The sequence below is a fragment of the Halogranum amylolyticum genome, from assembly GCF_900110465.1.
Taxonomy (GTDB): domain Archaea; phylum Halobacteriota; class Halobacteria; order Halobacteriales; family Haloferacaceae; genus Halogranum; species Halogranum amylolyticum.
In genome coordinates, this window is sequence record NZ_FODV01000003.1 from 466,628 (window position 1) to 492,400 (window position 25,773).

Here is a 25,773-nt window from a genome sequence, read left to right on the forward strand (position 1 = left end):
GTCGTGGTGTTTCTTGTCGTCGTGGTCGTGGTGCTTGTCGTGGTGTTTCTTGTCGTCGTAGTCGTGGTGCTTGTCGTGGTGTTTTCGGTCTTTGTCGTGTTTATCGTCGTGCGCTGCCGCGACTCCCGCAAAGCCGCTGAAAAGGAGTGTGGCAACGACGAACACGACGAGCACCTGTCTTGCAAATTTTCTTGACATTGTCATTCTCAGTCGGCTGTTGTCCGACAGACAGAAAATCGGGGATATCCTCCTTAGTTACTCGTCATATTCCTGTAATTAAAAACAGATTTCGACGTAATATCGGCGAGCGGGGAATCTCACGTCAGATAGTCTGTCTGACGCGGACGTTGTTGAGCGACGACACCGATCCGACCGTCCTCGGGCGATTAAACTCCAGTTTAACCGTACATTTCGTATCGAGCGAATCGGAGACGCGGCAGAAACAGTCGTTCTGTCCGGACAGAACGGATTGGAAACGAAACCCGGCGGGCTACTCGTCGCTACCGTTCAGCGTGATGCGTTTGACGTCTGTGATACGATCGTCGCCGAGCAGTTGTTCGACCACCTCGTCGGAGACGGGCGCGTCGAGGTTGTAGACGGTCAACGCCTCGCCGGCACTCTCGGTGCCGGAGCGGCGGGCGTTGAACATCCCCGCGATGTTGACGCCGTGGTCGCCGAGTACCGTTCCGATGAGACCGATGACGCCCGGTTTGTCGTAGTTGCGGGCGACGAGCATGTGACCGTGGGGAATCGCGTCGACGCGGTAGCCGTCGAGGCGGACGATACGCGGGTCCTCACCCGCGAACAGCGTCCCGCAGACGCCGAGGGACCCCTCGTCGTTGCCGACGCGGACGGTGATGAGACTCTGGAAGTCCTCCGCCTGATGGGTCTTCGTCTCGCTGACTTCGATGCCACGTTCCTCGGCAATGCGCGGCGCGTTGACCGAGTTGACCTGCCACTCCAGCGGTTCGAAGACGCCCTTCAGGGCGCTGGCGGTGACGAGGTCGATCTCCTCGCCGGCGATGTCGCCCTCGTAGAGCACTTCGACCTCGGAGATGCGGCCGTCGAACACCTGTGCGGCGATCTTCCCGGCCGTCTCGGCGAGGCCGATGTACGGACGGATACGCGGGAAGGCGCTCTCGTCGACCGAGGGCGCGTTCAGTGCGTTCATCACCGGCTCCTGGTTGAACGCGGCGACGATCTGGTCGGCGATGCTGGTCGCGACGTTCTCTTGGGCGGCAGACGTCGACGCGCCGAGATGCGGCGTGACGACGACGTCGTCGACCGAGAGCAGCGGGTTGTCGTCGGAGACTGGTTCGTCGGCGAACACGTCGACTGCGGCTCCGTCGAGGATTCCGGCGTCGACTGCCTCGGCGAGCGCGCCCTCGTCGACGACGCCGCCGCGGGCGCAGTTGACGAGGTAGCCGCCACCCATCAGTTCGAGCTCGTCCAGCGAGATCATCCCCTCCGTCTCCGGCGTCAGCGGCGTGTGGACGGTGAGGAAGTCGGCGCGTTCGAGACACTCCTCGAAGCCGACGAGTTCTGCGCCGAGCTGGTCGGCGCGATCCTCGCTGATGTAGGGGTCGAACGCGACGAGGTCCATCCCGAGGTTGCCGAGCTTCTTGGCGACCTCCTGGCCGACGCGACCGAGGCCGACGACGCCGAGCGTCTTCCCGTTGACCTCGGTGCCGAGGTAGTCCGACTTCGCCCACTCGCCGTTCTTGAGGCGGGTGTGCGCCTGCGGGATCGATCGGGCGGCGGCGAACGCCATCGCGACGGTGTGCTCGGCGGCGGCGCGGACGTTCCCCTCGGGGGCGTTGGCGACGATGACCCCGTGGTCGGTCGCGGCGTCGATGTCGATGTTGTCGACGCCGATGCCGGCGCGTCCGACGATGACGAGGTGGGGAGCGGCCTCGAAGACCTCCTCCGTGACTTCGGTCCCCGAACGAACGATGAGTGCGTTCGCGTCGGCGACGGCTTCCAGGAGCGCCTCACCCTCGACGTCGTAGGCTGTCTCTACCTCGTGGCCCGACTCGCGCAACCGGCCGAGGCCGGCGTCGGCGATGGGATCCGTGACGAGTACTTTCATATCTCGACTGAACCATGCCCGGCGGATAATGCTTTCTTCCTGTGCCGAACATGCCGCCTTCTCGGGTCTGTCACACAGGTTCTATACACTTCTATGTATATATTCTCTGCGACCACCGCCAAAACCGACGAACTCGTGTGGCTCCCCGAACTCGCGTCGCGGCCCCGTCGAGTGGCCGACGGGGACCAACATCTGACTGCTTCAGGTGGTTTGAAATCGGGCCACGACGAGTGTGAGATGTGAAACTCGTTGCCTTCGACTTCGACGGAACGCTCTCGGACTCGGAGATGACCGTCCTGCTCGGCGAGCGGATGGGCGTCGCCGACGAGATGGCCGACATCACCGAACGTGCGATGAACGACGAGATCAGCTACGCGGAGAGCCTCCGCGAGCGGGCCTCGCTCCTGGAGGGACTCGAAGAGGAACGCGCCGAGGAGGCCTACGGCGAGGTCGAACTCCGCCCCGGCGCGGCCGACCTCATCGAGCGACTGAACGACTACGGCCACCACACCGCCGTTCTCACCGGCGGGTTCGACCGCGGCGTCGAGCGTGCACTCGAAGCTGGGGGGGTCGAGGTCGACCACGTCGTCTCCAACAGCCTCCCCGTAAAGGACGGGCGACTCACCGGCGACGTCGAGGGACCGCTCATCGAGGGAACCAAGGACCGCGAACTGGAGCGTCTCGCCGCCGAACTCGACGTGAAGATGGACCACACGGTCGCCGTCGGCGACGGCGCGAACGACCTGCCGATGCTCGAAGTGGCCGGCTTCTCGGTCGGCTTCGCCCCGAAGGACGCCGTCCGTCCGGCCTGCGACGTCGTCGTCGCCTCGATGGACCGCCTCGGTCGCGTCTTCGAGGAGCGGAACCTGCTGCGAGCGCCCGACAGCTAACCCCTCGCGTCGACGTACGGCGGTCTGTACGGACACCGTCTCGTTCGGGTGACCGCTCTCGCCTTCGGAACGGCTTTCACCCCGGAACGTGCAACAGGACGTAATGAAGCTATTCGGGTCAAGCGGCACGCGCGGTGTCGCGGGTGAACAGCTCACCCCCGAGTTCGTTCTCCGCGTCGCGAAGGCCGCCGGCACGGTGTGGGACACCGACCGGGCAGTGGTGGCACGCGACACCCGGACGACCGGTGAGATGTTCACCAACGCGGCCGCCAGCGGACTGGCGAGCGTCGGGATCGACGTCGACCGACTCGGCGTCACCCCGACCCCCGCGGTGGTTCGGTACTGTGACGCCGAGAGCGTCCCGGCCGTGCTCATCACGGCTTCGCACAACCCGCCGGAGTACAACGGCGTCAAGCTCGTCGGAGCCGACGGGGTCGAACTCCCGGTTCACCGACTCGAACGCATCGAAGAGCACATCCTCGCCGAGGAGTTCGACGTCGCGCCGTGGGACCGCGTCGGTCGCACGCGCCGCGTCGAGTCGGCCAACCGCGACTACGTCGAGGAGATGCTCGCGACGGTCGACCGCGAGACGATCGCCGCCGCCGACCTGACGGTCGCACTTGACCCCGGCCACGGTGCGGGTGCGCTCACCAGCCCCGAGTTCTACCGCGAACTCGGCTGTCGGGTCGTCACCGTCAACGGCCAACCCGACGGCCACTTCCCCGGCCGCGAGCCCGAACCGGTCGAGAGCAACCTCGCCGACCTCGGCCGTCTCGTCCGCGCCGCAGACGCCGACGTCGGTATCGCCCACGACGGCGACGCCGACCGCGCCATCTTCTTCGACGAGAACGGCCAGTACGTCGAGGGCGACACGTCGTTGGCCGCGCTCGCAGCCGCTCAACTGGACGACGGCGACACCACCGTCGCCGCCGTCAACGTCTCACAACGGCTGGTCGACGTCTGCGACGAGGTCGGTGCGACGCTCGAACTCACGCCTATCGGGTCGACGAACATCATCACCCGCATCCGCGAACTGTGGGCCGAGGGCGCCACCATCCCCGTCGCCGGTGAGGGCAACGGCGGCATCTTCTTCCCCAACTATCGACTCGTCCGCGACGGCGCGTTCATCGGCGCGAAGTTCCTCGAACTCGTCGCCGAGCGCCCCACGAGCGACGTCGTCGCTCCGTACACCGACTACCACAACGTCCGGGTCAACCTGAGCTACGAGACGGAGGCCGAACTCGACGCGATGCTCGAGGCGGCCGCCGCCTACGCCGATGCTGCGGACGCCGACCCGAACACGAAAGACGGCTACCGACTCGACTACGGCGACGCGTGGGTGCTCGTCCGCCCCAGCGGGACCGAACCGAAAGTCCGAATCTACGCCGAGGCACACGACGCCGCCCGTGCGGAGGAACTCGCCGAAGACGCGCGCGCGGCGCTGGAAGCCGCCCGCTCGTAGCCCGCGAGCGTCCGTCGGTCACCGCCGTCCGTGATCGCCGTCGACATCCGACCGGCCAGTTCCTTTTTCGAGCCTGCAGTCCATCGCTCCGGTATGGACGTTCGTCCAGCGCAGAGCCACGCCGACGTCCGCGGCGCCATCGAGGTCAACCGCACCGCGTGGCGCGAGGCGTACGCCGACATCCTGCCCGAATCGACGCTCCCCGACCCCGAGGCACCGCTGTCGGCCGAGTCGGTCGAGGGACGCTTCGACGACATCGAGAACCGGGCGGAGACCACCTTCCTCGTCGCCTGCGACGGCGACGAGACGTCCGACATCTGCGGGTTCGCGGAGTTCGTCTGGGGAGACGGGACCAAGGAGTTCGTCTCCGAGGACGCCGTCGAACTTCGAGCCGTCTACGTCGACCCCACTTGCTGGGACGAGGGAGTCGGCACCGCGCTCCTCGCCGCCGCGGCCGACCATCTTCCCTCCGAGAAACGGTCGCTCGTCACCGAGACGTTCGCGGAGAACGAGGTTGCCAGACGGTTCTACGAGGCTCGCGGGTTCGACGCCGTCGACGAGCACGCCTTCGACATCGACGGCGAGTCGTATCCGACGGTCGTCTACGAGAAGTCGCTGTAGGGTCCGCTCACAGACTCGGATACGTCTCCAGCGCCTCGGCGAGTCGCTCGCGTTCTTCTCGCAGTTCGGCCAACTCCGTCGCGACGTCGCCGCTCGTCACCCGCTCGCGCTCCTCATCGCTCAGTTCCGTCCGGGCCGCCGCGGCCGTCCGCAGTCGCTCGTAGTCCGCACGGTCGGTCAACCCGCGAAGCTCCCGTGCCAGCGCCACCGTCTCCTCCGCGGCGAACCGTCCGACGACGGCGACGAGCTCCTCGCTCCGGTGCCGGAGTACGTCGGCCGGTTCGGGTGGCCACGCGACGGTCAACGGGTCGGCGTCCAGCCGCTCGAGGTAGGTACGGTGGACCGCGACGTTCGTCTGGAGCGCACTCGCGTCGTCGACGTAGTGTGAGAGCTTCGACACCGAGTAGTCGGCGTACTCGAGCAACTGCGCCACCGACTCCTCGCCTGCGGCGTGGTCGTCGACGTACTCGCGGAGGTCGCTCGGCGGCGTCTCGAAGGTGACGAGCGGGTAGTGGTCGGTTGTCTCGACGAGGTCGAAGAACTTCCGGGCGTTCGCCTCCCGACGGAACCGTCGGAACTCCGCTCGGACGGCCCGATTGTACGCCTCGATGGGGTCGCGGAGCTCCTCGACCGGCGCGTCGAGGTCGACCTCGCCGAGCCGTTGGAGGCGTTCGAGCTTGTCGAGTCGGTCGTCCACCTCGCCCAGTCGCCGCTTGACCGCCCGTCGGGCGTCGCGGTAGGCGCTCCGCGCGTCCTCGCGTTCCGAGAAAAGTCCGGCCGTCTCGGCCGCCGGTTCGAGTGTTTCTCGGGCGAACGCGAAGTCGCCGTCGTTGAGGCGGCGCTTGTCCATCCGGTCGCTGGCCGCCTCGAACGCCTCGTGGTGGGGGACGTCCTCGGGCAACTCGTCGACGAGACCGATGAACTCGTTTTGGAACTGGAGGTAGGCTTTGAAATCGCCGCTTCCGGTCGCCGAGTCGGCGTAGCGGTCGAGCAGACGGGTCGCCGCGCGGTAGGCCTCGACGACGGTCTCGATCCGGTCTTCGCCGACGTCGTCGATCTCGGACTCTACCGTCCGCAGTCGGTCGTGTGCCGTCTGGAGCTCCGATACGGGGTCGCTCATGGGTTCACTCGTAGACGTCGTCGGGGTCGAACACCTTCTCGCCCACCACCTCGCCGTCGACGGTGCGGTAGAAACACGAGCGGTGGCCGGTGTGACAGGCCCCGCCCTCCTGGTCGACGAGGTACAGCAGCGTGTCGGCGTCGCAGTCGACGCGGACCTCCCGAACCGGCTGGAGGTGACCGCTCGACCCGCCTTTCTTCCAGAGTTCGTCGCGACTGCGCGAGTAGTAGTGGGCGTAGCCCGTCTCGCGCGTGCGGTCCAGCGCCTCCGGGGAGACGTACGCGAGCATCAGCACCTCGCCCGTCTCGGCGTCCTGTGCGACGGCCGGCACGAGGCCGTCGTCGCCGAAGTCGACGTCGACTGTCATCGTCGGAACGAGGTGGCTCCGGCCGATAGGCTTTGTGTCTACGGACCGAGAAGCGCCAGCAGACCGAACAGGAGGTCGCCGTAGGCGAGCGCGACGACGAGACCGACGAACATCGGGACGACGAACGGGAGACCGGGTGAGATCCACACCCGGTCGCGCGCGACGATCAGTTCGAGTCCCTCGCGGAGCGACTCGGGGGAGGTGCCGTAGGCGCTGCCCTCGATGTCGTCGAGGAACCGCGCTGCGGCCCACGGGTCGTCGTGTTCGCGGTCGTGGTCGCTCGCCGTCGCTCGACGTTCGGTGGCGACGCCGCCGTCGGTCGTCGGCCCGTCGTGGACCGCGCCGTCGGTCGGGTCGAACGTGCGACCGACGCTCGCGGGGTCGCGGTAATCGGCCGGACGGGCGCGGAGCTCCGCGAGCGTGCTCCCGCGCCACCGGAGATACATCCGGAGGGCGTCGAGGTCGACGCCGCCGCGAGTGAACCCCTCGCGCGTCTCCAGCAGCCGTCCGTGCTCCGTCCGGAGGTCGTCGACGACCGTCCGTCGCCCGAGGAACATCACGGGGGCGACGTCGCCGGTCAGGAGATTCCGGACCAGCAGTCCGAGCGGGTAGGCGAGTGCGACGACGACGGTGTTGGTGAGCACCGTCATCGAGAAGACGCCGAGCAGCGGTTCGACGAGCGGCATCCGGAGCGTGCCGACGGTGTAGGTCGGGAAGGTGGGGAAGACGACCGCGAGCGTCATCAGCGCCTTCGCGTCGGCCCCGCCGAAGCCGCCGAGCCACCAGAAGGCGTAGCTCAGGGGGACGACGAAGCCGAGGCTGAACGCGACGCGGATCAGAAAGAGGCGGTCGGTGACGCCGGAGAGCGGCCAGCGGGCGGCGACGTCCCAGAGGAGCACCCCGACTCCGAGGAGGGCGAGCGGATACCACAGTGCGTTCGGGAGCCGCCTGGTCTGGACGTCACGGTAGGCAGCCCAGGCGAAGACGGGGACGACGAGGAGACGGAGGAGATCGGAGAGCGAACCGAACATACAGACGACGTGCGGGGGAATGTGTTCAACCTTTGGGATACCGGTGCTGCCGCTGGGAGCGTGGGCGCAAAAAAACTCGGGTGTACTCGACTTAGATGACGCGGTTCTGGAGGTAGTCGAGATGCTTCGCGTTGTAGACGATGCGGACGGTGTCGGCTGCCGGCGAACCGATGCAGGTCAGGCGCACGCCCTTGTCGTCGACTTCCTCGTCCGAGAGGATCTGCTGCATGTCCATCTCGATCTCGCCCTCCTTGAGGATGGCTGCGCAGTTCGCACAGGCACCAGCGCGGCACGAGAACGGCCAGTCGTAACCCTGTGCCTCCGCGGCTTCCAGGATGTACTCGCCTTCGTTGACGTCGAGAGTACCGTAGTCCTCTTCGTCGAGACCGGCGTCTGCGGCCGTGTCGAAGAGGTCGTCGTCGTTGATATCCCAACCCTGATCGTCGAGCACTTCGTAATTGAGGTATTCTACCGTGGGCATCACCTTCCGGTTCGATTCCCTCCTCATTAGGCTTTGCTGTTCGTTCGGAACTATCTCCTTCTCGTCCCGGCATCTGTCCCGCTGTCGACCACGGAAACGGCCGAACGTTTGATTAGAGGGGGGCGAACGCGAACAGGAGATAGGACGCCAACGCCGACAGCGACGGTGTCAGAATCCAGAAGAAGATGACGCGCCCGGTCGTCCCGGGGTCGAACAGGTCGTCCGCCAGCAGGTCGTCCTCGCGTTCGCCGACCGGCCGCACCTCGCGAGTTTCGGCGGCCAGCGCGTTGACGGAGATCTCGGGTCCCTCACCGCGAACGGCGTCGCCGATCTTGACCGTCCGCGTCGCCCGTCCCCACCCGAGACCGACGATGCACATGGTCGCGCTCACGGCGAGACTCGCCGGGATGCCGAGATACGACAGGAAGGTGATGATGCTCGCGCTGACGATCTCGACGATGAGCGCCGCGAGGATAGGGAGGTCGGTGAGGTCGTTGCCGACGGTGTCGAGTGTCCGTCGGGCGATCGTGAACGCGCCGACGCCGATGGCGGCGCTGGCGAGCAGCACCCCGGTCTCGACGTCGATCGCGCCGTTACCGACGAGCGGAGCGACTGCGTTCGCGGCGTTCGACGCCCCCGCGGAGAACGCCATGTAGCAGGCGATGACGACGACGAGGGTCATCCCGATCAGCTCTCGACGGTTCGTCGACTGCGCGATCCGTGGACGCGGGAACCCGCCGTCGGCACGGAGTTCCACCAGCGCCCCCTCCGAGCGGTCGATGGCGAACCGCGCGTCGAGGTAGGGGTAGATGTACCGACCGATGACCGCACACAGCCAGAACGCGAGGATGGGGGCGACGATCCACCACGAGACGATCTCGAGCATCACGCCTTCGTCGAGCGTTCCGGTGGCGACGCCGAGTCCCGCGATCGCGCCGACGGCGGTCATCGACGTCGAGGCGGGGACGCCGAACGTGTTCGAGACGAGGAGCGCGAGGCCGACGAAGAAGAGGACGCCGACGCTCGCGACGAGCGTGAACTCGCTCTTGGGGACGATGTCGCCACCCATCGTCTTGATGACGTTGCGTCCGACGGTCCACCCGCCGAGGAGGGCGAACGTCGTCATCAACACGGCGGCGGTGAGTTTGCTCACGACGTTACTCCCGACCGCTGGTCCGAACGCGACACCGGTCGACGATCCGCCGATGTTGAACCCGACGAACACCGCGACGAGAAGGCCGACGACGAGTAGAAGCGACAGCACGACTCCATCTCGGAGGTCGTCGCACTTATGTTGCTCTGTCTGTCGTCGCCGACGAGTTTGTCGTCGTCACTTCGACCGGCGTGACCTCGTCGGCGCGACCCGCTCCGGCGTCGCCCCGACGGTGTCGACTCGACGTTTCGACCGTCCCTCGCCAGACGTTATTCGGACGGCGGCGCCAGGACAAAAAGTACATAGGTGGCAACGATGTACCTCCGGGCAGATTCGGGCTCTGTCGCTCGAAACGAACACATGGAGCTGAGAACGTTTGGTCTCGTGTCTCTCCTGTTGCTCGCAGCCGTGAGCGGCGTGGTGATGGCGGACCACGGAGGCCTGCACGTAACACAGACGGAATACGGCGGAGACGCTCGCGTCCAGCCGAACGAGGAGACGAATACGATGTATCTCTGGACGACGGAGCGGTTCAACGCCACCGCCACCGTCGAGACGGGGAACGCGAGCGGGAACTACCGGGCCTGTCTGTTCGCTCACCCGACCGACAACAGCAGCGTCGAACCCAAAGAGTTGGCTTGCCAACCTGCGACGTTCGAACCCGGAGAGACGAGGAACTTCACGTTCACTGACCTCTCGTCGCCGACCAACGCGACCACCAAGTACGAACTCCGGTTCGTCGTCGACAACGCCCTCCAGAGCGGCGACCCGGTCGCCGAGCAGACCACGAACGTGACGTTCCTCGAACCCGATAAGGACCTTGACGGTGACAACCTGAACAACCGCGACGAGGTCGCAAACGGGACGGGAATCGACAACGCCGACACCGACAACGACACGCTCGAAGACGGTGAAGAGATAGAGAAGCACGGCACAGACCCCCTCGACGCCGACACCGACGGTGACGGCCTCCGCGACGGTCTCGAGGTCCAACTCGGGATGGACCCGACGTGGTCTGCGGTGCCGCTCTACATCCTTGGCGTCCTGCTCCTCGGCGGACTCGTCGCCGTCGGCTACCGGCTCCTCGCGCCGCGGGTCGGACGCGTCACCTCGAACGCTGGCGGGGCGACCGTCGACGACCCGACGTCGAACGGCGGGACCGGCGGGACGACCACCGTTTCGACGACCGACGACTCGTCGGTCGACACCGAGTTCGTCAGCGACGAGGACCGCATCCTCCAGATCCTCGCGGAGAACGGCGGGCGACTCATGCAGAGCCGTCTCGTCGAACTCACCGACTGGTCGAAGTCGAAGGTCAGCCGTCGACTCTCCACGCTCGAAGAGGAGGGTCGCATCCGGAAGATCACGCTCGGTCGCGAGAACATGGTCGCGCTGCCCGGTCACGAACCCGACGGCGCGCAGTCGCCGTTCGAAGAGGAGCAGTGACCGCATCGCAGTCTCACGGCTCTCTCTGTCGGCGTCTCCCTCCGTCGCCTTCCATCTCTCCGTCTCTGTCGCCGAACAGCCCCTGAACACGTCCTGTTCGTCGTCTATTCGCTCGGTAGCGTCACCCCGTCTGTACTCTCGACCCGTGAACGGACGTCTCGGGTGAGTCGCCGCCGACGAAAAAGAGCGGAGCATCGAACGCGACGGACCGACGACGGCGACGACGGCGACGACTGACTACCGGTTCAGCGTGTGGATCGCCTGTCCCAGCGCGTTCTCGGCGGCCTCCATGACCGCCTCGGCGAGCGTGGGGTGGGTGTGGATCGTCGCCGCGAGGTCTTCGAGCGTCGCCCCCATCTCGACGGCGAGGGCGACCTCCGCGACGAGTTCGGACGCCTCGGGGCCGACGATCTGTCCGCCGAGGACGAACCCGCTCTCCTCGTCGGCGACGAGGCGGACGAAGCCGTCGGTGTGGCCCGTGGTGAGCGCACGACCGCTGGCGTTGAACGGGAATTTGCCGACGACGGGGTCGAACCCGGCCTCCTCGGCCTCCGCCTCGGTCAGCCCGACCGTCCCGATCTCGGGGTCGGTGAACACCGCGGCAGGGATCGCCTGGTAGTCGAGCGCGGCGGGTTCACCGGCGATCACCTCTGCGGCGACGATTCCCTCCTTACTTCCTTTGTGAGCGAGCATCGGTTCGCCGGCGACGTCGCCGACGGCGTGGATATGCTCGACCGCGGTCCGGGTCCGGTCGTCCGTCTCCAGAAAGCCCTTCTCGTTCGGTTCGAGGCCGGCGTTCTCGAGGTCGAGCGTGTCCGTCACCGGCTGGCGACCGACGGCGACGAGCACCTCGTCGGCGGGGTAGGTCGACTCCTCGCCGTCCTCGGTCTCGGTGACGACGACGATGCCGCCGTCGTTGCCCTCACGCCACTCCGAGGCTCCCTCGCCGAAGTGGAAGTCGATGCCCAGCGACTCCGCGCGTTTCCTGACGACGCGGGCGACGTCGTCCTCGTAGCCCGGCAGCACGTCGTCGAGCATCTCGACGACCGTCACGTCGCAGCCGAGTTTGGCGAAGACGGTCGACAGTTCCATTCCGATGTAACCCGCGCCGACGACGACGATGCGGTCGGGGAGATACTCCAGTGCGAGGGCGTCGCGCGACGACAGCACGTGGTCGTCGGCGAACTCGAAGCCGGGGATCTGCATCGGCCTGCTCCCGGTCGCGACGATGCAGTGTTCGAACTCGATGGTCTCCGAGCCCTGTCCCTCGCCGCCGTGGGCGACCCGAACACTCGAATCGTCTTTGAACGACGCCGTCCCCTTCACGAGGTTGACGCCGTTGGCCTTACAGAGCTTCTCGACGCCGCCGGTGAGTTGGCCGACGACGCCGTTCTTCCAGTCGAGCAGCTTCGCCATGTCGACGACGGGGTCGGCGTGGATCCCCATCTCCTCGGCGTGACCCGCCTCGTGGGCGAGGTTCGCGCCGGTGATGTACGCCTTCGAGGGGATACAGCCGTGGTTCAGGCAGGTGCCCCCGTACGCGTCTTTCTCGACGAGCGTCGTGTCGAGGCCGTTCTGTGCGGCGCGGATGGCGGCGACGTAGCCGCCCGGCCCCGCGCCGATGATCAGTACTTCGGTTCCGGTTGAGATGTCTCCGACGACCATTATTCGAGTAGTAGCAGTTTGGGGTGTTGAAGGTACTCCATCACCTGGTTCGCGAACTCCGCGGCCACCGCGCCGTCGAGGATGCGGTGGTCGATGGAGAGCGACAGCGGCAGCGTGTGTCGGGCGACGACCTCGCCGTCTTCGACGACCGGACGCTCCGTCAACTCGCCGAGACCCATGATCCCGACCTCGGGGTAGTTGATGATCGGTGTGGCGTACTCGCCGCCGACGACGCCGAAGTTGGTGATGGTGAACGTGCTGCCGCGGAGTTCGTCATGTCCGATCGAGCGGGCGCGGGCGCGCTCGATCTTGTCGTTCATCTCCTCGGCGATCTGCAAGAGGCCTTTCTTGTCGACGTCCTCGACGACTGGCACCATCAGGCCCGCGTCGGTCGCGGTAGCGACGCCGATGTGGTACTCGTCGCGGAGGACGATCTCCTCGTTCTCCTCGTCGAGCGTCGCGTTCATGTAGGGGTACTGCTTCAGCGCAGCCGCGATGGCCTTCATCACGAACGGCATGTAGCTGAGGCGGACGTCGCGCTCGGCGGCGACCTCCTTCAGTTCGGCGCGGAGTTCGACCAACGCGCTCACGTCCGTACTGTCGTGGTGCGTGACGTGCGGGGCGGTGAACTTCGAGTTCTGCATCGCCTCGCCGATGGTCCGTCGGACGCCCCGGTACGGGATGCGCTCGCCGGAGAGGTCACCCTCGGCGGTCGCGGCCGGGGCGCTCTCGGCCGCTGTCTCTGTCTCGGCGGCACCGGCCTCCGAGACGGCCCGCGCGTCGGCCTCCTGGGCCGCCCGCTGGGCCTCGGCGTACTCCATCACCGCGTCGGCGGAGACGAACGCCTCGCCGTCGCGCATCTCGGTCGCGGGGACGTCGTCGAGGTCGACGCCCTGCTCTTTCGCTGCACGGCGCGTCGCCGGTGCGGCCAGCGTCCGGTCGCGCCCCGCGGCCTCGACGCCGCTTGGCTGCTGGCCGTTGCCGGACTCGCCGCGCTTCGTCACCGAGGACTTCCCGCCGACGTCGACGTCGCGCGGTCCACGCTTCTCTTCTCCCTCGGCGCTCGCACTCGTCTCCTCGGCCGCCTGCCGAACGTCGCTCTCGGTCACTCGGCCGCTCGGGCCGCTGCCACTGACGGAGGCGATGTCGACGCCGAGTTCGCGGGCGAGGCGTCGGGCGCTCGGGGCCGCGAAGACGCGGCCACCCTTCGCGGACGACTCGGACGGTTCGGCCGCGGCTTCCGTCTCCGTCTCTGCCTCCGCCTCTGCGGGCTCCTCGGGTTCGGGCTCGACGTCGGCCGCCGCGGCCTCGTCCGCCTCACCCTCGACTTCGTAGGTGATGATGACGTCGCCGACGGGGACCATCTGCCCCTCCTCGACGTGCAGTTCCTTCACCGTCCCGTTGTACGGGGAGGGGACCTCGACGAGCGCCTTGTCGGTTTCGACCTCGGCGACGGGTTGGTCTTCCTCGACGGTGTCGCCGGGGGCGACCAGCCACGAGACGAGCTCTCCTTCCGCGACTCCTTCGCCGACGTCCGGGAGTTTGAAATCCTTCGTTGTCATGTTAGAACTCCACTGCGTTGCGGATGCTCTCCTCGATGCGTGCGACCGAGGGCAGGTAGTAGTCCTCCAGCGCGTACAGCGGGAACGGGACGTCGAACCCGGTGATGCGCTCGACCGGTGCCTCCTGATAGAGCAGCGCCTCCTCCTGAATGACGGCCGTGATCTCGCCGGCGAGGCCGCCCTTCTTCGGGGCCTCGTGGACGACGGCCGCACGGCCGGTCTTCTCGAACGACTCGACGATCGCGTCTTCGTCCAACGGGGAGACCGTCCGGAGGTCGACGACTTCGACGTCGACGCCGTCCTCGCTCAACTTCTCTGCGGCCTCCAGCGTCGGCCGGGTCATCGCGCCGTAGGTGAACACGGAGACGTCCGTCCCCTCGCGGCGGACGGCGGCCTCGCCGAGAGGGATCTCGTAGTCCTCCTCGGGCACCTCGTCGCGGAACGCGCGGTAGATGAGCTTCGGTTCGAGGAAGATGACCGGGTCGGGGTCGCGGATGGCCGAGATGAGGAGCCCCTTCGTGTCGTACGGCGTCGACGGGACCACCACTTTCAGCCCGGCCTCGTGGGCGTAGAACGCCTCCTTCGACTCCGAGTGGTGCTCCGGGGCGCGGATGCCGCCGCCGTACGGCGCACGGACGACCATCGGACAGGTGAACCGTCCGCGACTCCGGTTGCGCAGGCGTGCGGCGTGCGAGACGATCTGGTCGAATGCGGGGTACATGAAGCCGGAGAACTGCATCTCCGGCACCGGCTTGAGACCGTAGGCGGCCATCCCGATGGAGGTGCCGACGATGCCGGACTCCGCCAGCGGCGTGTCGATGACGCGGTCCTCGCCGAACTCGTCGTACAGCCCCTCGGTGGCGCGGAAGACGCCGCCGTTCTTGCCGACGTCCTCGCCGAGCACGACGACGTCGTCGTCCTGCTTCATTTCGGTGTAGAGACCGTCCCGTACTGCCTGGACCAGGGTGAGATTCTGTGTACTCATTTACTCTCTCAGGAATGCTTCGTCGCCGTACTGTTCGCGGAGGTGTTCGAGGTCCTCCATCTGTTCGCGGAGATGGGCGGGCATATCGTCGTAGACGTGCTCGAACATCTCCGAGGGCTCCGGCCGCGGAATCGACTCGGCCTCCGAGATGGCCTCCGCTACCTCGTCTTCGACCGACTGGGTGATCGCGTCGACGCGCTCGTCGTCGAGTCGACCCGTCTCGCGGAGGAACGTCTCGAGTCGCGGGATGGGGTCTTTCGCCTTCCACTTCTCGACCTCATCGCTGTCGCGGTAGACAGTCGGGTCGTCGGCGGTGGTGTGGGCACCGAAGCGGTACTGGACCGCCTCGATGAGCGTCGGCCGGCGCTTCTCGCCGGGGTGTTTCGCCTTCTCGACGGCCTCGCGCGTCACCTTGTACACCGCGAGCGGGTCCATCCCGTCGACCTGGACGCCTTCGAAGCCGTAGGCGACCGCCTTCTGGGCGATGGTCTTCGAAGCGGTCTGTCGCTCCCGCGGCACCGAGATGGCCCACTGGTTGTTGTTACAGAAGAAGACGTTCGGCGTGTCGAAGACGCCCGCGAAGTTGAGTCCCTCGTGGAAGTCGCCCTCGCTGGTGCCGCCGTCGCCGAAGTAACAGATGAACGCCTTCTCTCCTTCGCCTTTCAGTTTCGACGCCCACGCCGCGCCGGTGGCGTGGAGGATCTGCGTCGAGATGGGGACGGCGACCGGGAACACGTTGACGCCCTCGGCCATCCGGTTGCCGTCCTCGTGACCCATCCAGTAGAGCAGCGTCTGGGTCAGCGGGACGCCGCGGACGACCGCCCCACCGTGCTCCCGATAACTCGGGAACATCCAGTCGTCCTCGTCGAGCGCCATGGCGCTCCCGATCTGGGCCCCTTCCTGCCCAGAGAGCGGCGGATACGTCCCCATCCGTCCCTGCCGTTGGAGACTGACGGCGCGTTTGTCGAAGTGCCGAGCGAGTCGCATCGCCCGGTACATCTCGACGAGTTCGTCGTCGGCGAGATCCGGTAGCTCGCCGACCACACCCCCGTCATCGTCGAGAACCTGTACCTGCTCTTCGGGGTCCCGTTGCAGCGTACTCACAGTCCAACCCTCCGTTGCATGGCCGAACGGTCACTCGCCCGCACTAAATGATTTTCGTAAATAGTTTACTATAGTTGGCAATCTTGCCGTCCTCGACCGGTTCTGTTCGGCTTCGACGCAAAAACTGACCGATTCCACGTCTCTTCTCCTGAAATTGGACGGATCGTTGTGGGAGACCGACTTTCTGCGGACGTTAATGGACGAACGGGAACAACTGGGTGCGGCCGAAGGAGGAGACGAGGGGGCAGAACGGCTGAGTCGGTAGGGCGACGGGCGTCGTCGCGGCGGACGGCCGTCTCAGTGGCCGGCCGCTCGTGCCTCGGTGCGGGCCTGGTCCACGCTCTTCCCGTCGCGGAGCAGCGCGTCGACGAACAGTTCGCCCGCCTTGTACGACGAACGGACCATCGGCCCCGAGGCGCAGTAGAGGAACTCCAACTCGTCTTCGGCGACCCGTCGCCACGTCTCGAAGGCGTCGGGGTGGACGTACTCGAAGACGTCGAGATGCGAGCGCGAGGGCTGGAGATACTGTCCGAGCGTAACGATGTCGACGTCGGCCTCCCGGAGGTCCGAGAGCGTCTGGTAGATCTCGTGGTCGTACTCGCCGAGGCCGAGCATGATGCTCGTCTTCGTGTAGATGTCGGACTCCGCTTCCACCTGTTCGAGCACCGACAGCGACTGGTCGTACCGCGCGCGTCGGTCCCGGACGGGCCACTGGAGGCGCTCGACCGTCTCGATGTTGTGGGCGACGACGTCGGGTTCGGCCTCGATTATCTCCCGGACGCAGTCGGGTCGACCCTGGAAGTCGGGGATGAGCACCTCGACGAGGATCGAGGGGTCGCGCCGCTTGATCTCGCGGATGGTCTCGGCGAAGTGCGCCGCCCCCTGGTCGGGGAGGTCGTCGCGGTCGACGGAGGTGAGCACGACGTAGTCGAGTCCGATCTCGGCGACCGCCTCGGCGACGTTCGCGGGCTCCTCGGGGTCGAGCGGTTCCATCCCGCCCGTCTCGACGTCACAGAAGTTACAGCCGCGCGAACAGCGATCGCCCATCAGCATGAACGTCGCCGTCCCCGGGCCGTCGCGGCCGCTCCAGCACTCGCCGAGGTTCGGGCAGTTGGCCTCCTCACAGACCGTGTGGAGGTCGCGGTCGCGAAGCGTCTGTTTGATCTCCGTGAACCGTTGGCCCGCCGGCGGACGCATCTTCAGCCAGTCCGGCTTGCGCCTGCTGCTCATAGCTCTCCCTTCGTGCGGTGAGGCAAAAACGTGAGGATTACGGCGGATGGGTCGGAGGCGACCCGGGGTCACTCGGGGTCGTCACCACGACCGCCGCCGACGAACGTCTCTCGTCACTCGTTGCGTTCGGCTGGGATCGTCTTGCCAAGCGCGTTGACCGCGCCGAACAGCGATCGGATCCACGAGTCGAGGTCGTCGCCGCAGACCTGCTCGCGTAGCAGACGCATCCGTCGGGTCCGTTCGTCCGGCGACATGGTGAGTGCGGCCTCGATCTGGTCGGCGAACGCGGCGGTGTCGTACGGCTCGACGGTGAGCGCGTGGTCGCCGAGACTCTCGTCGGCGCCGGCGAGATCGCTCAGAAGGAGCACGCCGTCGCCGTCGGTCTGGGCGGCGACATACTCCTTGGCGACGAGGTTCATCCCGTCGCGGATGGGGGTCACGACCGCGAGGTCGCTGTGGCGGTACAGCCCGTACAGCTCCTCGTCGGGGAGCGTCTCGTCGATGTAGACGACCGGGGTCCAGTCGTCGGTGCCGAAGCGGTCGTTGAGGTGAGCGATCTTCTCCTCGACGGTCCCGATCAGCTCTTGATAGGCGGGGATCTCGACTCTGCTCTCGCTGGCCTTCTGGACGTACGTGAGTTTCCCCTGCCACTCGGGGTGTTCTTCCCAGAAGCGTTCGAACGCTTCGAGCCGTTCGGGGATGCCCTTCGTGTAGTCGAGGCGCTCGACGCCGACGGCGACCTTCGTCTCCTCACCGATGCCGTGTTTCCGTTTGAACGCGGGCCAGAAGTCGTCGTCGACCCCGCTCAGCCGCTCGATCCGGTCGGCGTCGACGGTCATCGGGAACGCCGCCACGCGAGTCGTTCGTCCGTCGTAGTGGACCTCTCCCGTCTCCCGGTCGACGGTCGCCCCGTCGAGACAGTTCTCGACGCAGTCGAGGAAGTGCTGGCAGTAGCGCTCGATGTGGAAGCCGAGCAGGTCGTTGCCGAGCAGCCCCTCGAGCAGTTCCTGTCGCTGGGGGCAGACGCGGAACGTGTCCCACGCCGGCCACGGGATGTGCCAGAACTGCAGGAACGTCGCCTTCGGGAGTTTCTCGCGGGCCAGTCGCGGTGCGAGCGCGAGATGATAGTCCTGGAACCAGACGACCGTGTCGTCGTCCGCTCGGTCGGCGACGATGTCGACGAACGTTTCGTTGACCGCCTGATACCGCTTCCAGAACGACCCCTCGAACTTCGCCTTCCCGACGAGGTCGTGACACAGCGGCCAGAGCACCTGGTTGCTAAATCCGTAGTAGTACTCGCGCATCTCCTGTTCGCCCAACCAGACGCGTTTGAGCGTGTACTTGGGGTCGTCCGGCGGAACGCCGACGCAGTTGGCGGTGTTGACGACCTCGGGGTCGGCGTCGCCGTCTCCCCACGCGACCCACGTGCCGCCCGTTCGCTGCATCACGCGGTCGAGGCCGGCAGTCAGTCCGCCGACGGGTTCGTCGACGACGATCCCCTTGCCGTCGTCGCGGTAACGGTGTTGGTACGGCTCCCGGTTGGAGACGACGAGCAGGTTCCGGCCGTCGACGAGATCGTCGTCGAGTGCGGGACGCTCGCTCGCTGGCTGAGAGCTCCGTGACATTCTGCTCGTCACCACCCCAGCTGCCGGTCGTCGATGTCGATGCCCGGCGCGTGTTCGCTCTCGCCACACAGTCTGTCGGCGACCGTTGCGACCGCTACGGTGTCGTCCCAGTCATACTGTTCTCTCAGTCGGTTGTACGTCTGCATCCACTCGTCGAGCTGCTCTCTCGCCCGTTGCTCGGTCGACGCGCGACACAGCGACGCGACCGTCTCCGTCTCCCCGACAGATTTCCGACACCGGAGCCGCCACCGACAGGTGTCACCGACGCACGGCTTCGCCGATGGTCCTTCACACGCTGCTTCGAGATGTAAGCCCGTCTCCCGGTGGGCGAACCGAAGCGTGTCCCCCCACGACGTCTGCACCCAACCGACGGGGACGAGCTCCCGATCGGTCGGTCGAATCGTGCTCATGGTTCGTTCGTTTGGTCGACGCCATCGGGAAAACAGATTGTGCCTGTATATTCAGAACCGCACGACGGCGAAGAGATAGGCTATGCACGAGCTGTCACCAACACCCACGACAGTTCGAAACACATCGACGACGGTGAACCCGGCCCGTCGGCCGCTACATTGAATCCCGTGACTCCCGGTGAGTATGCTATGAGCACCATTGCCGAGATTGAACTCCCGGCCGAGGAGTTCGCCCTCTACGAGACGCTCTCCGCGTTCCCGAACGCCGACTTCGAGGTGGTACGGATGGTCGCCCACCAGGAACAGTTGACGCCGTACGTCCAGGTCTCGGGCGACGACCTGGGCGGGTTGGACGAGGCACTCGAAGCCGACCCCTCCGTCACCGACGCCCGTCTCGTCGACGACCTCGAACAGGAGCGACTCTACCGGATGGAGTGGAGCGACGACGTCGAGGTCATCCTCTACATGGTCTCCGAGGAGTCCGCTGCCGTCGTCGACATGCACGGTCGCGACACCCACTGGCAACTCCGGGTCCTCTTTCCGGACCGGACGTCGCTCTCGGCGACAAGCGAGTTCTGTACGGAGAGCGATCTCACATTCACCGTCCGGAACATCCACGAACTCGAGCAGTCGACCGGGCGGGGCGGGTTCGGTCTGTCGGAAGACCAGTACCAGACGCTCGTCACCGCGGCCGAGGCGGGGTACTTCGACGTCCCGCGGGAGGTGACGATGGACGAACTGGCCGAGCACCTGGGTATCTCCCAGCAGGCCGTCTCCGAGCGACTCCGTCGCGGCCACCGCGCGCTCATCGACAGTGCGCTCCGCCCCGACGAGTCCACCATCGGGGACTGACGTCCGTCGTCGCCGTCAGTGTGAATGGGAAGCACCGACAAACATTTATTATATGTTATCTTGGACGAAAGTACAACCATGTTCGACCTCGCGACAGACGAGATCACCGAGGGCTCTATCCCCCGCGCACTTCTCGTTCTGGCGGCTCCGCTCGTCGCCCAGAACTTCGCGCTGGTCGCCCAGTCGGTCGTCGACATCTTCTGGGTCGGTCGCCTCGGCGAGGAGGCGGTCGCCGCAGTCGGTCTCGTCATCCCCTACACGGCGCTGCTCATGGTCCCGCTCGTCATGTTGTTCGTGGGCAGCCAGATCCTCACCTCCCAACGGGTCGGCGCGGACGATATCGAGTCGGCACGCCGCGTCCCGTTCAACGCCGTCGCGCTCGTCCTCCCCGTCTCGTTGCTCCTCGCCGGCGTCGTCGTCGCTTTCGGTGACGAACTCGTCGCCCTGCTGAACCCCTCGCCCGCGGTCGCCCCGCTGGCCGTCACCTACCTGACGGCGTTCGCCGTCTACGCGCTGCTCCCCTCTGCGCTCAGCGACACCCTCGAGAGCGGGTTCACGGCGTGGGGTGACACCCGTACCGCGTTCATCGTCAACGTCTCTGCTATCGTCGTCAACCTCGTGCTCGACCCCTTTCTCATCCTCGGCTGGTGGGAGTTCCCCCGCTGGGAGATCTTCGGCGCGGCCGTCGCGACGGGCGTCGGCTACGCCGTCGGCACGCTGGTGGCGCTCTGGTACACGACGCGAGACGACACCGGGTTCACGCTCACCCGCGACGCGCTCACGCTCCGCCCGGCCCTCTTCCGCGAACTCGTCGAAGTCGGCTACCCGGTCGCCATCCAGAACACGGGTCGGCAACTCGCTCGTGTGCTCATGGTTTCCGTCGTCTCGATCACCGGTGGGGCGGCGGGACTGGCGGCTTACACCATCGGCGCGCGCGTCTCGACCATCGCGTTCGTCCCCGCGGGGGGTCTCGGCCAAGCAGCGACGAGCGTCATCGGACAGAACCTCGGCGCGGACCACCCCGACCGCGCCGAACGCACGACGTGGGTCGGCGTCGCCGTCGCCGCCGTCGGACTCTCCGCCGTCGGCGTCGTCCAGTATCTCTTCCCGGCGACCATCGCACAGCTGTTCGTCCCCGACATCTCCGGTCCGGCGCTCCAGTCGACCGTGCTCTACCTCCAGATCCTCGTCTTCGGCTACTGGGCGCTCGGCGCGATCTACACGCTCGAAGCAGGGTTCAACGGCGCGAGTCGGACGAACGTGAGCATGTGGTCGACGATGGTCCAGTACTGGGGCGTTCGGCTCCCCATCGCCGCCGGCGGCGCGCTCGTCCTCTCGAGGGGCGTCGAGGCGGCGTTCTGGGCGGTCACCCTCTCGAACGTCGCCGCGGCGGTCTGGCTCGGCGGCTACTACTGGTACTCGACGCGTGACGGGATGCTGGAACGGGCGGCCGAGAGCGCGGGGTCGACGGCGGCGGATTGAACGCCGACCGTCCGTGTCGCTCGCCCCCAACTCTCATCCCTCTCCCAACGGTTTTCTCCCCGTAGAAGATGGTAGGAGGATCTGCCGTCCAACTCGGTGTCGTCGCCGTGACGGTGCTCGGACTGTGGGTCGGAGCGCGACTCCTGGTCGACGCTGTCGTGCGACTCGCCCAGCGCTTCGGTCTCTCGGAGCTCACCATCGGGCTGACTATCGTCGCCGCGGGCACGTCGACGCCGGAACTCGCGGTCACGGCCGACGCCGCTCTCAAGGGGTTGGGCGACATCGCCGTCGGCAACGTCCTCGGATCGAACATCTACAACCTGGCGTTCATCCTCGGCGTCGTCGCGTTCGTCCGGGCCATCCCCATCGCGGAGTCGCTCGTCCGACGAGACGGTCTCGCGCTGCTCGCGAGTACGCTCGCCGGCGGCGCGGTCCTGTTCGACCGCACCGTCACGCGGCTGGAGGGCGGCGTGCTCGTCGGTCTGTTCGTCGCCTACACGGCCTATCTCCTCTCGACTGGGCGCTCAACCGTCGAGGCGGTGGAGTCGAACGGCGGCACGGCCGCCGCGTCGGCCGTAACCACCGACGCGACCGAACGGGTCTCGTTCCGCGGTCGTGACGTCCTCCTCCTGTTCGGGGGGTTGGCCATCGTCCTCGTGAGCGGCGACCTGCTGGTGCAGTCGGCGTCGGCGCTGGCCAGAGGGGCGGGCATCTCCGAGTGGGTCATCGGCGGCACAATCGTCGCGGCGGGGACCTCGACGCCCGAGTTCGCCGTCTCGCTCGTGGCGGTCAGACGGGGGAGTCTCGGCGTCTCCGTCGGCAACGTCGTTGGGAGCAACGTCTTCAACATCGTCGGCATCATGGGTCTCGCGGCCGTGATCCGACCGCTGGCCGTCGGTCCGGCCGCACTGGAGACGGTGGGGTGGCTGCTCGGCGTGTCCGTCGTGATGGTCGCTGCGCTGTGGTCGGGGCGGGTACTCTCCCGCGTCGAGGGGGCGCTGTTCGCGGGGTCGGAACTCGTCCGGTGGGCGTTGAACCTGTTCGGGTGAGCGGCCGTCCGGAGACGGTCACGCCGGACGGAAACGCCTTTGGCTCCGTACCCCCCGTTTGTATCCGATGAGCGTGTCCCCAGTCCGCGGCGGTGATGCCCGGTGAAGGTCGCAGAGGCCGTCCCGGAGTTCGCCGACGCCTTCGGCTTCGAGGAGTTCAACCGGATGCAACGGGAGGCCCTGCCGGCCATCCTCGACGGCGACGACAACATCGTCGCCAGCGCACCCACGGCGAGCGGCAAGACCGCCCTCGCGGAGTTGGCCATCTGTCGCTGTCTGCGCGACGGGGGCACCGCGCTGTTCATCGCGCCGATGCGCGCGCTGACCAACGAGAAAGAGAGCGAGTGGGAGCGCTTCGAGAACCTCGGTTACTCCGTCTACGTCGTCACCGGCGAGCGGGACCTGAACCCCCGGCGCGCCGAGCGCGCGGACATCCTCGTGATGACGCCGGAGAAGACCGACTCCGCGACGCGGAAACACGAGTCGCCGCGCTACTCCTTCATCACGCAGGTCGACTGCTGTGTCATCGACGAGGTCCACCTGCTCGACTCCGAGCAGCGCGGTGGCGTGCTCGAAGTGACCGTCTCGCGGCTGCGCCGTCTCTGCGACCCGCGGGTCGTCGCGCTGTCGGCGACGATGCCGAACATCGAGGACGTCGCCGAGTGGCTCGACGCACCGCCCGAGGCGACGTTCGAGTTCGGCGACGACTACCGACCGGTGGACCTCCACGCCGACGTCAAAACCTACACGCACGGCGAGAACTCCTTCGCCGACAAATACCGACGGCTCTACCGCGCCATCGACCTCGCGGAACCGCACATCCGCGAGGACGGCCAGTCGCTGGTGTTCGTCGCCTCGCGACAGGACTCCGTGATGGCCGCCCAGAAGGCCCGCGACGAGATCGCCGAACGCGACGTCCCCGTCGGGTCGCGCGGCGACTACGACTTCCACAACGAAGCGAAAGAGTTGGCCAACGACACCCTCCGGAAGTCGGTGCTCGACGGCGTGGCGTTCCACCACGCTGGCCTCGGCAAGGACGACCGCGACCGCGTCGAACGCTGGTTCAAGGAGGGGAAGGTGAAACTGCTGTTCTCCACCTCCACGCTCGCGTGGGGGGTCAACCTCCCGGCGCGTTGCGTCGTCATCCGGGACACGAAACACCACGACCCGCTCGAGGGCGACGTCGACATCAGCCCGCTGGACGTGCTGCAGATGCTCGGCCGCGCCGGCCGACCGGGGTACGACGACGTCGGCTACGGCTGGGTCGTCTGCGACCGCTCGGAGGCCGACAAGTACCGCCGGCTCCTTCGGGAGGGCAAAGAGATCGAGTCGCGACTCGCCGAGGATCTGGACTCGCATCTCAACGCCGAGATCGCCATGGGCACCATCGGCGACTTAGACGACGTGATGTCGTGGCTGGAGACGACGTTCTACTACGTCCGCGCCCGCAACAACCCCGACCGCTACGACTTCGAGGACCTCCGCGAGCGCGTCCGCGACACTCTCGAAGGGCTCGTCTCCCAGGAGTTCGTCGCCACCGACGAGAATCTCGGCGTCGACGCCACGCCCCTCGGAAACCTCGCCTCGAAGTACTACCTCCGACTCGACACCGCCCGGCGGTTCCGCGACCTCTGTGAACGCGAGACGATCACCGTCGACGCCGTCCTCGAGACCGTCGCCGCGGCCGCCGAGTTCGACTCCGTCTCCGCGCGACAGTCCGAGAGCGAGGCGGTCGACTCGGTGCTAGCCGGCGAGACGTCGCTCGAAGACGGCCACCGGAAGGTGCTCGCCATCCTCGAGGCCAGCATGACCGGGTCGACCCCCTCGGAACTCCGCAGCGACGCGTGGGTCATCCGGCAGAACGCGCTGCGCCTGCTCGCGGCGCTCGGGGAGTTCCTCGATCGGTTCACCGGTCCGCGCGCCGCCAACCTCGCCTCCCGCGTCGAGGCCCGCGTCGAACACGGCGTCGGCCGCGACGCCGTCGGGCTCACCGCCATCGACGGCGTCGGGTCGGGTCGCGCGAGCACGCTCGCCACCGGCGGTCTCACCTCGCCGACCGACGTCGTCGACGCCGGCGTCTCGGAACTCACTCGCGCGGGGATGTCAGCCGGCGTCGCAGAGCGCGTCGTCGAGGCGGCGACGTCGCTGCCGCGGATCGAGGTCGACTGGGGTGCGTTCCCCACCACGATCGCGACCGGCGAGAACGAGATGTGCGACGTGTCGGTTCGAAACGCCGGCGGCTCCGCGCGAGCGGGCATCCGCGTGACCGTCAACGACGTCGAGATGAGCCAGAAGACGACCTACCTCTCGGACGCCGAGACCGTCCCGGTCGGCGTGTTCGGCGCGAAGGACGAACTGGAGTTCGTCGTCGAGGTGTCGTTCCCCGACCTCCCACTGTTGCCGTACCGTGAGTCGCGGGTCGTCGACGTGGAGTAGTCGGGCTACTCCGCCCGTGCCGGGCACAAAACCGAAGTCGCTGGCGACGACAGCTCTCTGCGATGCCCTCCCTGCTCGAACGACTGCTCGGCAGCGACACGCCGGACGAACAGGTCGACCTCGAATCCCGTCAGCACGACGCCGACGAGGCGCTCCGCGACGCCGTCGACCGCGCGGGCTACGCCGTCGAGGACTGCGGCGTGACCGGCGTCGCGGTCGTCAACGAGGGGCCGGACGGCGAGCCGATCGTCGTCCCGATCGCACGGTTCTCGCTCGGCGAGGACGTCGAGAACCCCGACCCCGACCTCGTCTGGGAGCTCGTCGGCGAGGCGGTCGAGGCGCTTCAGACGCCCTTCGACGACGTGTTCGTCCGCCACTACGACGTCCAGTTCACGTTCGATGGCGACGAACTGTTCGAGGCAGAAGAGTGTCGTCGCGTCGCGCTCACCGACTCGTTGGTCGACCGCTACGCGACCGACGCCGGATTCACTCGTTCCGACCTTCGGGACGCCGTCGACGCGGCACACGACATCGACGACGAGATCGCTCCGGTCGCGTGGGGCGAGTGCAGAGACTACAGTCACACGAACGACGCGGCGATCGTCTTCGGTGGGTCGGCAGCCGCCGCCAGTGCTGGCGCGAGCGCCGCCAGTTGTGCGGGTGCCGGTGCCGCCGGAGGGGCGGGCGGCGGATGCTGAGTAGCCGACGGTGCC

General features: G+C 66.9%; 23 protein-coding genes. 10 read left to right on the forward strand and 13 right to left on the reverse strand.

Annotated features, from left to right (window positions below):
- Window positions 1-195: hypothetical protein (locus BSG17_RS26915; protein ID WP_211609085.1), on the forward strand; the 195-nt coding region annotated here is incomplete at its 5' end.
- 295 nt (window positions 196-490) lie between these two features.
- Here BSG17_RS26915 and serA read toward each other — a convergent pair.
- Window positions 491-2,089 carry a phosphoglycerate dehydrogenase gene (serA, locus tag BSG17_RS08430; RefSeq protein WP_089822930.1) on the reverse strand — a complete coding sequence of 533 codons (1,599 nt, stop codon included), beginning with the start codon at window positions 2,087-2,089 and terminating at the stop codon, window positions 491-493.
- Window positions 2,090-2,328: 239 nt separating this feature from the next.
- Here serA and serB point away from each other — a divergent pair, with 239 nt between their 5' ends.
- From serB to BSG17_RS08445, 3 genes are all read left to right on the forward strand, one after another.
- Window positions 2,329-2,979, forward strand: a complete 651-nt coding sequence (serB, locus tag BSG17_RS08435) for a phosphoserine phosphatase SerB (RefSeq protein WP_089822932.1) — start codon at window positions 2,329-2,331, stop codon at window positions 2,977-2,979.
- A 103-nt stretch (window positions 2,980-3,082) separates the two neighbouring features.
- A complete protein-coding gene (gene glmM / locus BSG17_RS08440; protein ID WP_089822934.1) occupies window positions 3,083-4,441 on the forward strand; it encodes a phosphoglucosamine mutase in 1,359 nt (452 codons plus the stop codon).
- Between the two features lie 93 nt (window positions 4,442-4,534).
- A complete protein-coding gene (locus BSG17_RS08445; RefSeq protein WP_139246574.1) occupies window positions 4,535-5,062 on the forward strand; it encodes a GNAT family N-acetyltransferase in 528 nt (175 codons plus the stop codon).
- A 7-nt stretch (window positions 5,063-5,069) separates the two neighbouring features.
- On the opposite strand, the gene BSG17_RS08450 is transcribed toward BSG17_RS08445, so the two are convergent.
- From BSG17_RS08450 to BSG17_RS08470, 5 genes are all read right to left on the reverse strand, one after another.
- Window positions 5,070-6,182, reverse strand: coding sequence for a DUF7118 family protein (locus BSG17_RS08450; protein WP_089822938.1), 1,113 nt, complete (start codon window positions 6,180-6,182; stop codon window positions 5,070-5,072).
- A gap of 4 nt (window positions 6,183-6,186) precedes the next feature.
- Window positions 6,187-6,549: a phosphoribosyl-AMP cyclohydrolase gene (hisI, locus tag BSG17_RS08455; protein ID WP_089822940.1), complete on the reverse strand. Its 363-nt coding sequence runs from the start codon at window positions 6,547-6,549 to the stop codon at window positions 6,187-6,189.
- 38 nt (window positions 6,550-6,587) lie between these two features.
- The gene (locus BSG17_RS08460) at window positions 6,588-7,580 is read right to left on the reverse strand and encodes an A24 family peptidase (protein WP_089822942.1); all 993 of its coding nucleotides are present in this window, start codon (window positions 7,578-7,580) and stop codon (window positions 6,588-6,590) included.
- Between the two features lie 91 nt (window positions 7,581-7,671).
- Window positions 7,672-8,061: a ferredoxin Fer gene (gene fer / locus BSG17_RS08465; RefSeq protein WP_089822944.1), complete on the reverse strand. Its 390-nt coding sequence runs from the start codon at window positions 8,059-8,061 to the stop codon at window positions 7,672-7,674.
- 112 nt (window positions 8,062-8,173) lie between these two features.
- A complete protein-coding gene (locus tag BSG17_RS08470; RefSeq protein WP_089822946.1) occupies window positions 8,174-9,325 on the reverse strand; it encodes an inorganic phosphate transporter in 1,152 nt (383 codons plus the stop codon).
- A 249-nt stretch (window positions 9,326-9,574) separates the two neighbouring features.
- On the opposite strand from BSG17_RS08470, the gene BSG17_RS08475 reads away from it, so the two are divergent.
- Window positions 9,575-10,660 carry a helix-turn-helix transcriptional regulator gene (locus tag BSG17_RS08475; RefSeq protein WP_170864756.1) on the forward strand — a complete coding sequence of 362 codons (1,086 nt, stop codon included), beginning with the start codon at window positions 9,575-9,577 and terminating at the stop codon, window positions 10,658-10,660.
- A gap of 237 nt (window positions 10,661-10,897) precedes the next feature.
- Here BSG17_RS08475 and lpdA read toward each other — a convergent pair whose 3' ends face one another.
- The 7 genes from lpdA to BSG17_RS08510 form a co-directional block, all read right to left on the reverse strand.
- A complete protein-coding gene (gene lpdA / locus BSG17_RS08480) occupies window positions 10,898-12,325 on the reverse strand; it encodes a dihydrolipoyl dehydrogenase (protein ID WP_089822950.1) in 1,428 nt (475 codons plus the stop codon).
- Window positions 12,325-13,887 carry a dihydrolipoamide acetyltransferase family protein gene (locus BSG17_RS08485; RefSeq protein WP_089822953.1) on the reverse strand — a complete coding sequence of 521 codons (1,563 nt, stop codon included), beginning with the start codon at window positions 13,885-13,887 and terminating at the stop codon, window positions 12,325-12,327. The genes lpdA and BSG17_RS08485 overlap by 1 nt, the downstream gene beginning before the upstream one ends.
- 1 nt (window position 13,888) lies before the next feature.
- Entirely contained in the window at window positions 13,889-14,872 is a 984-nt protein-coding gene (locus BSG17_RS08490; protein WP_089822955.1) for an alpha-ketoacid dehydrogenase subunit beta, read from the reverse strand.
- Complete coding sequence (gene pdhA, locus BSG17_RS08495; RefSeq protein WP_089822957.1) at window positions 14,873-15,976, reverse strand: pyruvate dehydrogenase (acetyl-transferring) E1 component subunit alpha; 1,104 nt, start codon at window positions 15,974-15,976, stop codon at window positions 14,873-14,875.
- Window positions 15,977-16,273: 297 nt separating this feature from the next.
- Window positions 16,274-17,206: a lipoyl synthase gene (lipA, locus tag BSG17_RS08500; RefSeq protein ID WP_089822959.1), complete on the reverse strand. Its 933-nt coding sequence runs from the start codon at window positions 17,204-17,206 to the stop codon at window positions 16,274-16,276.
- A 113-nt stretch (window positions 17,207-17,319) separates the two neighbouring features.
- Entirely contained in the window at window positions 17,320-18,831 is a 1,512-nt protein-coding gene (locus BSG17_RS08505; protein ID WP_089822961.1) for an alpha,alpha-trehalose-phosphate synthase (UDP-forming), read from the reverse strand.
- Window positions 18,832-18,839: 8 nt separating this feature from the next.
- Entirely contained in the window at window positions 18,840-19,241 is a 402-nt protein-coding gene (locus BSG17_RS08510; RefSeq protein ID WP_089822963.1) for a hypothetical protein, read from the reverse strand.
- A 189-nt stretch (window positions 19,242-19,430) separates the two neighbouring features.
- Between BSG17_RS08510 and BSG17_RS08515 the strand changes: the two genes are divergently transcribed.
- The 5 genes from BSG17_RS08515 to BSG17_RS08535 all read left to right on the forward strand — a co-directional run bounded on the left by BSG17_RS08515 (window position 19,431) and on the right by BSG17_RS08535 (window position 25,758).
- The gene (locus tag BSG17_RS08515; protein WP_089822965.1) at window positions 19,431-20,093 is read left to right on the forward strand and encodes a helix-turn-helix domain-containing protein; all 663 of its coding nucleotides are present in this window, start codon (window positions 19,431-19,433) and stop codon (window positions 20,091-20,093) included.
- A 78-nt stretch (window positions 20,094-20,171) separates the two neighbouring features.
- Window positions 20,172-21,575, forward strand: a complete 1,404-nt coding sequence (locus BSG17_RS08520) for an MATE family efflux transporter (RefSeq protein WP_089822967.1) — start codon at window positions 20,172-20,174, stop codon at window positions 21,573-21,575.
- A 68-nt stretch (window positions 21,576-21,643) separates the two neighbouring features.
- Entirely contained in the window at window positions 21,644-22,624 is a 981-nt protein-coding gene (locus tag BSG17_RS08525; RefSeq protein WP_089822969.1) for a calcium/sodium antiporter, read from the forward strand.
- A 102-nt stretch (window positions 22,625-22,726) separates the two neighbouring features.
- A complete protein-coding gene (locus tag BSG17_RS08530; RefSeq protein WP_089822971.1) occupies window positions 22,727-25,060 on the forward strand; it encodes a DEAD/DEAH box helicase in 2,334 nt (777 codons plus the stop codon).
- A 62-nt stretch (window positions 25,061-25,122) separates the two neighbouring features.
- Window positions 25,123-25,758: a hypothetical protein gene (locus BSG17_RS08535; protein WP_089822973.1), complete on the forward strand. Its 636-nt coding sequence runs from the start codon at window positions 25,123-25,125 to the stop codon at window positions 25,756-25,758.
- Window positions 25,759-25,773: the final 15 nt, after the last annotated feature.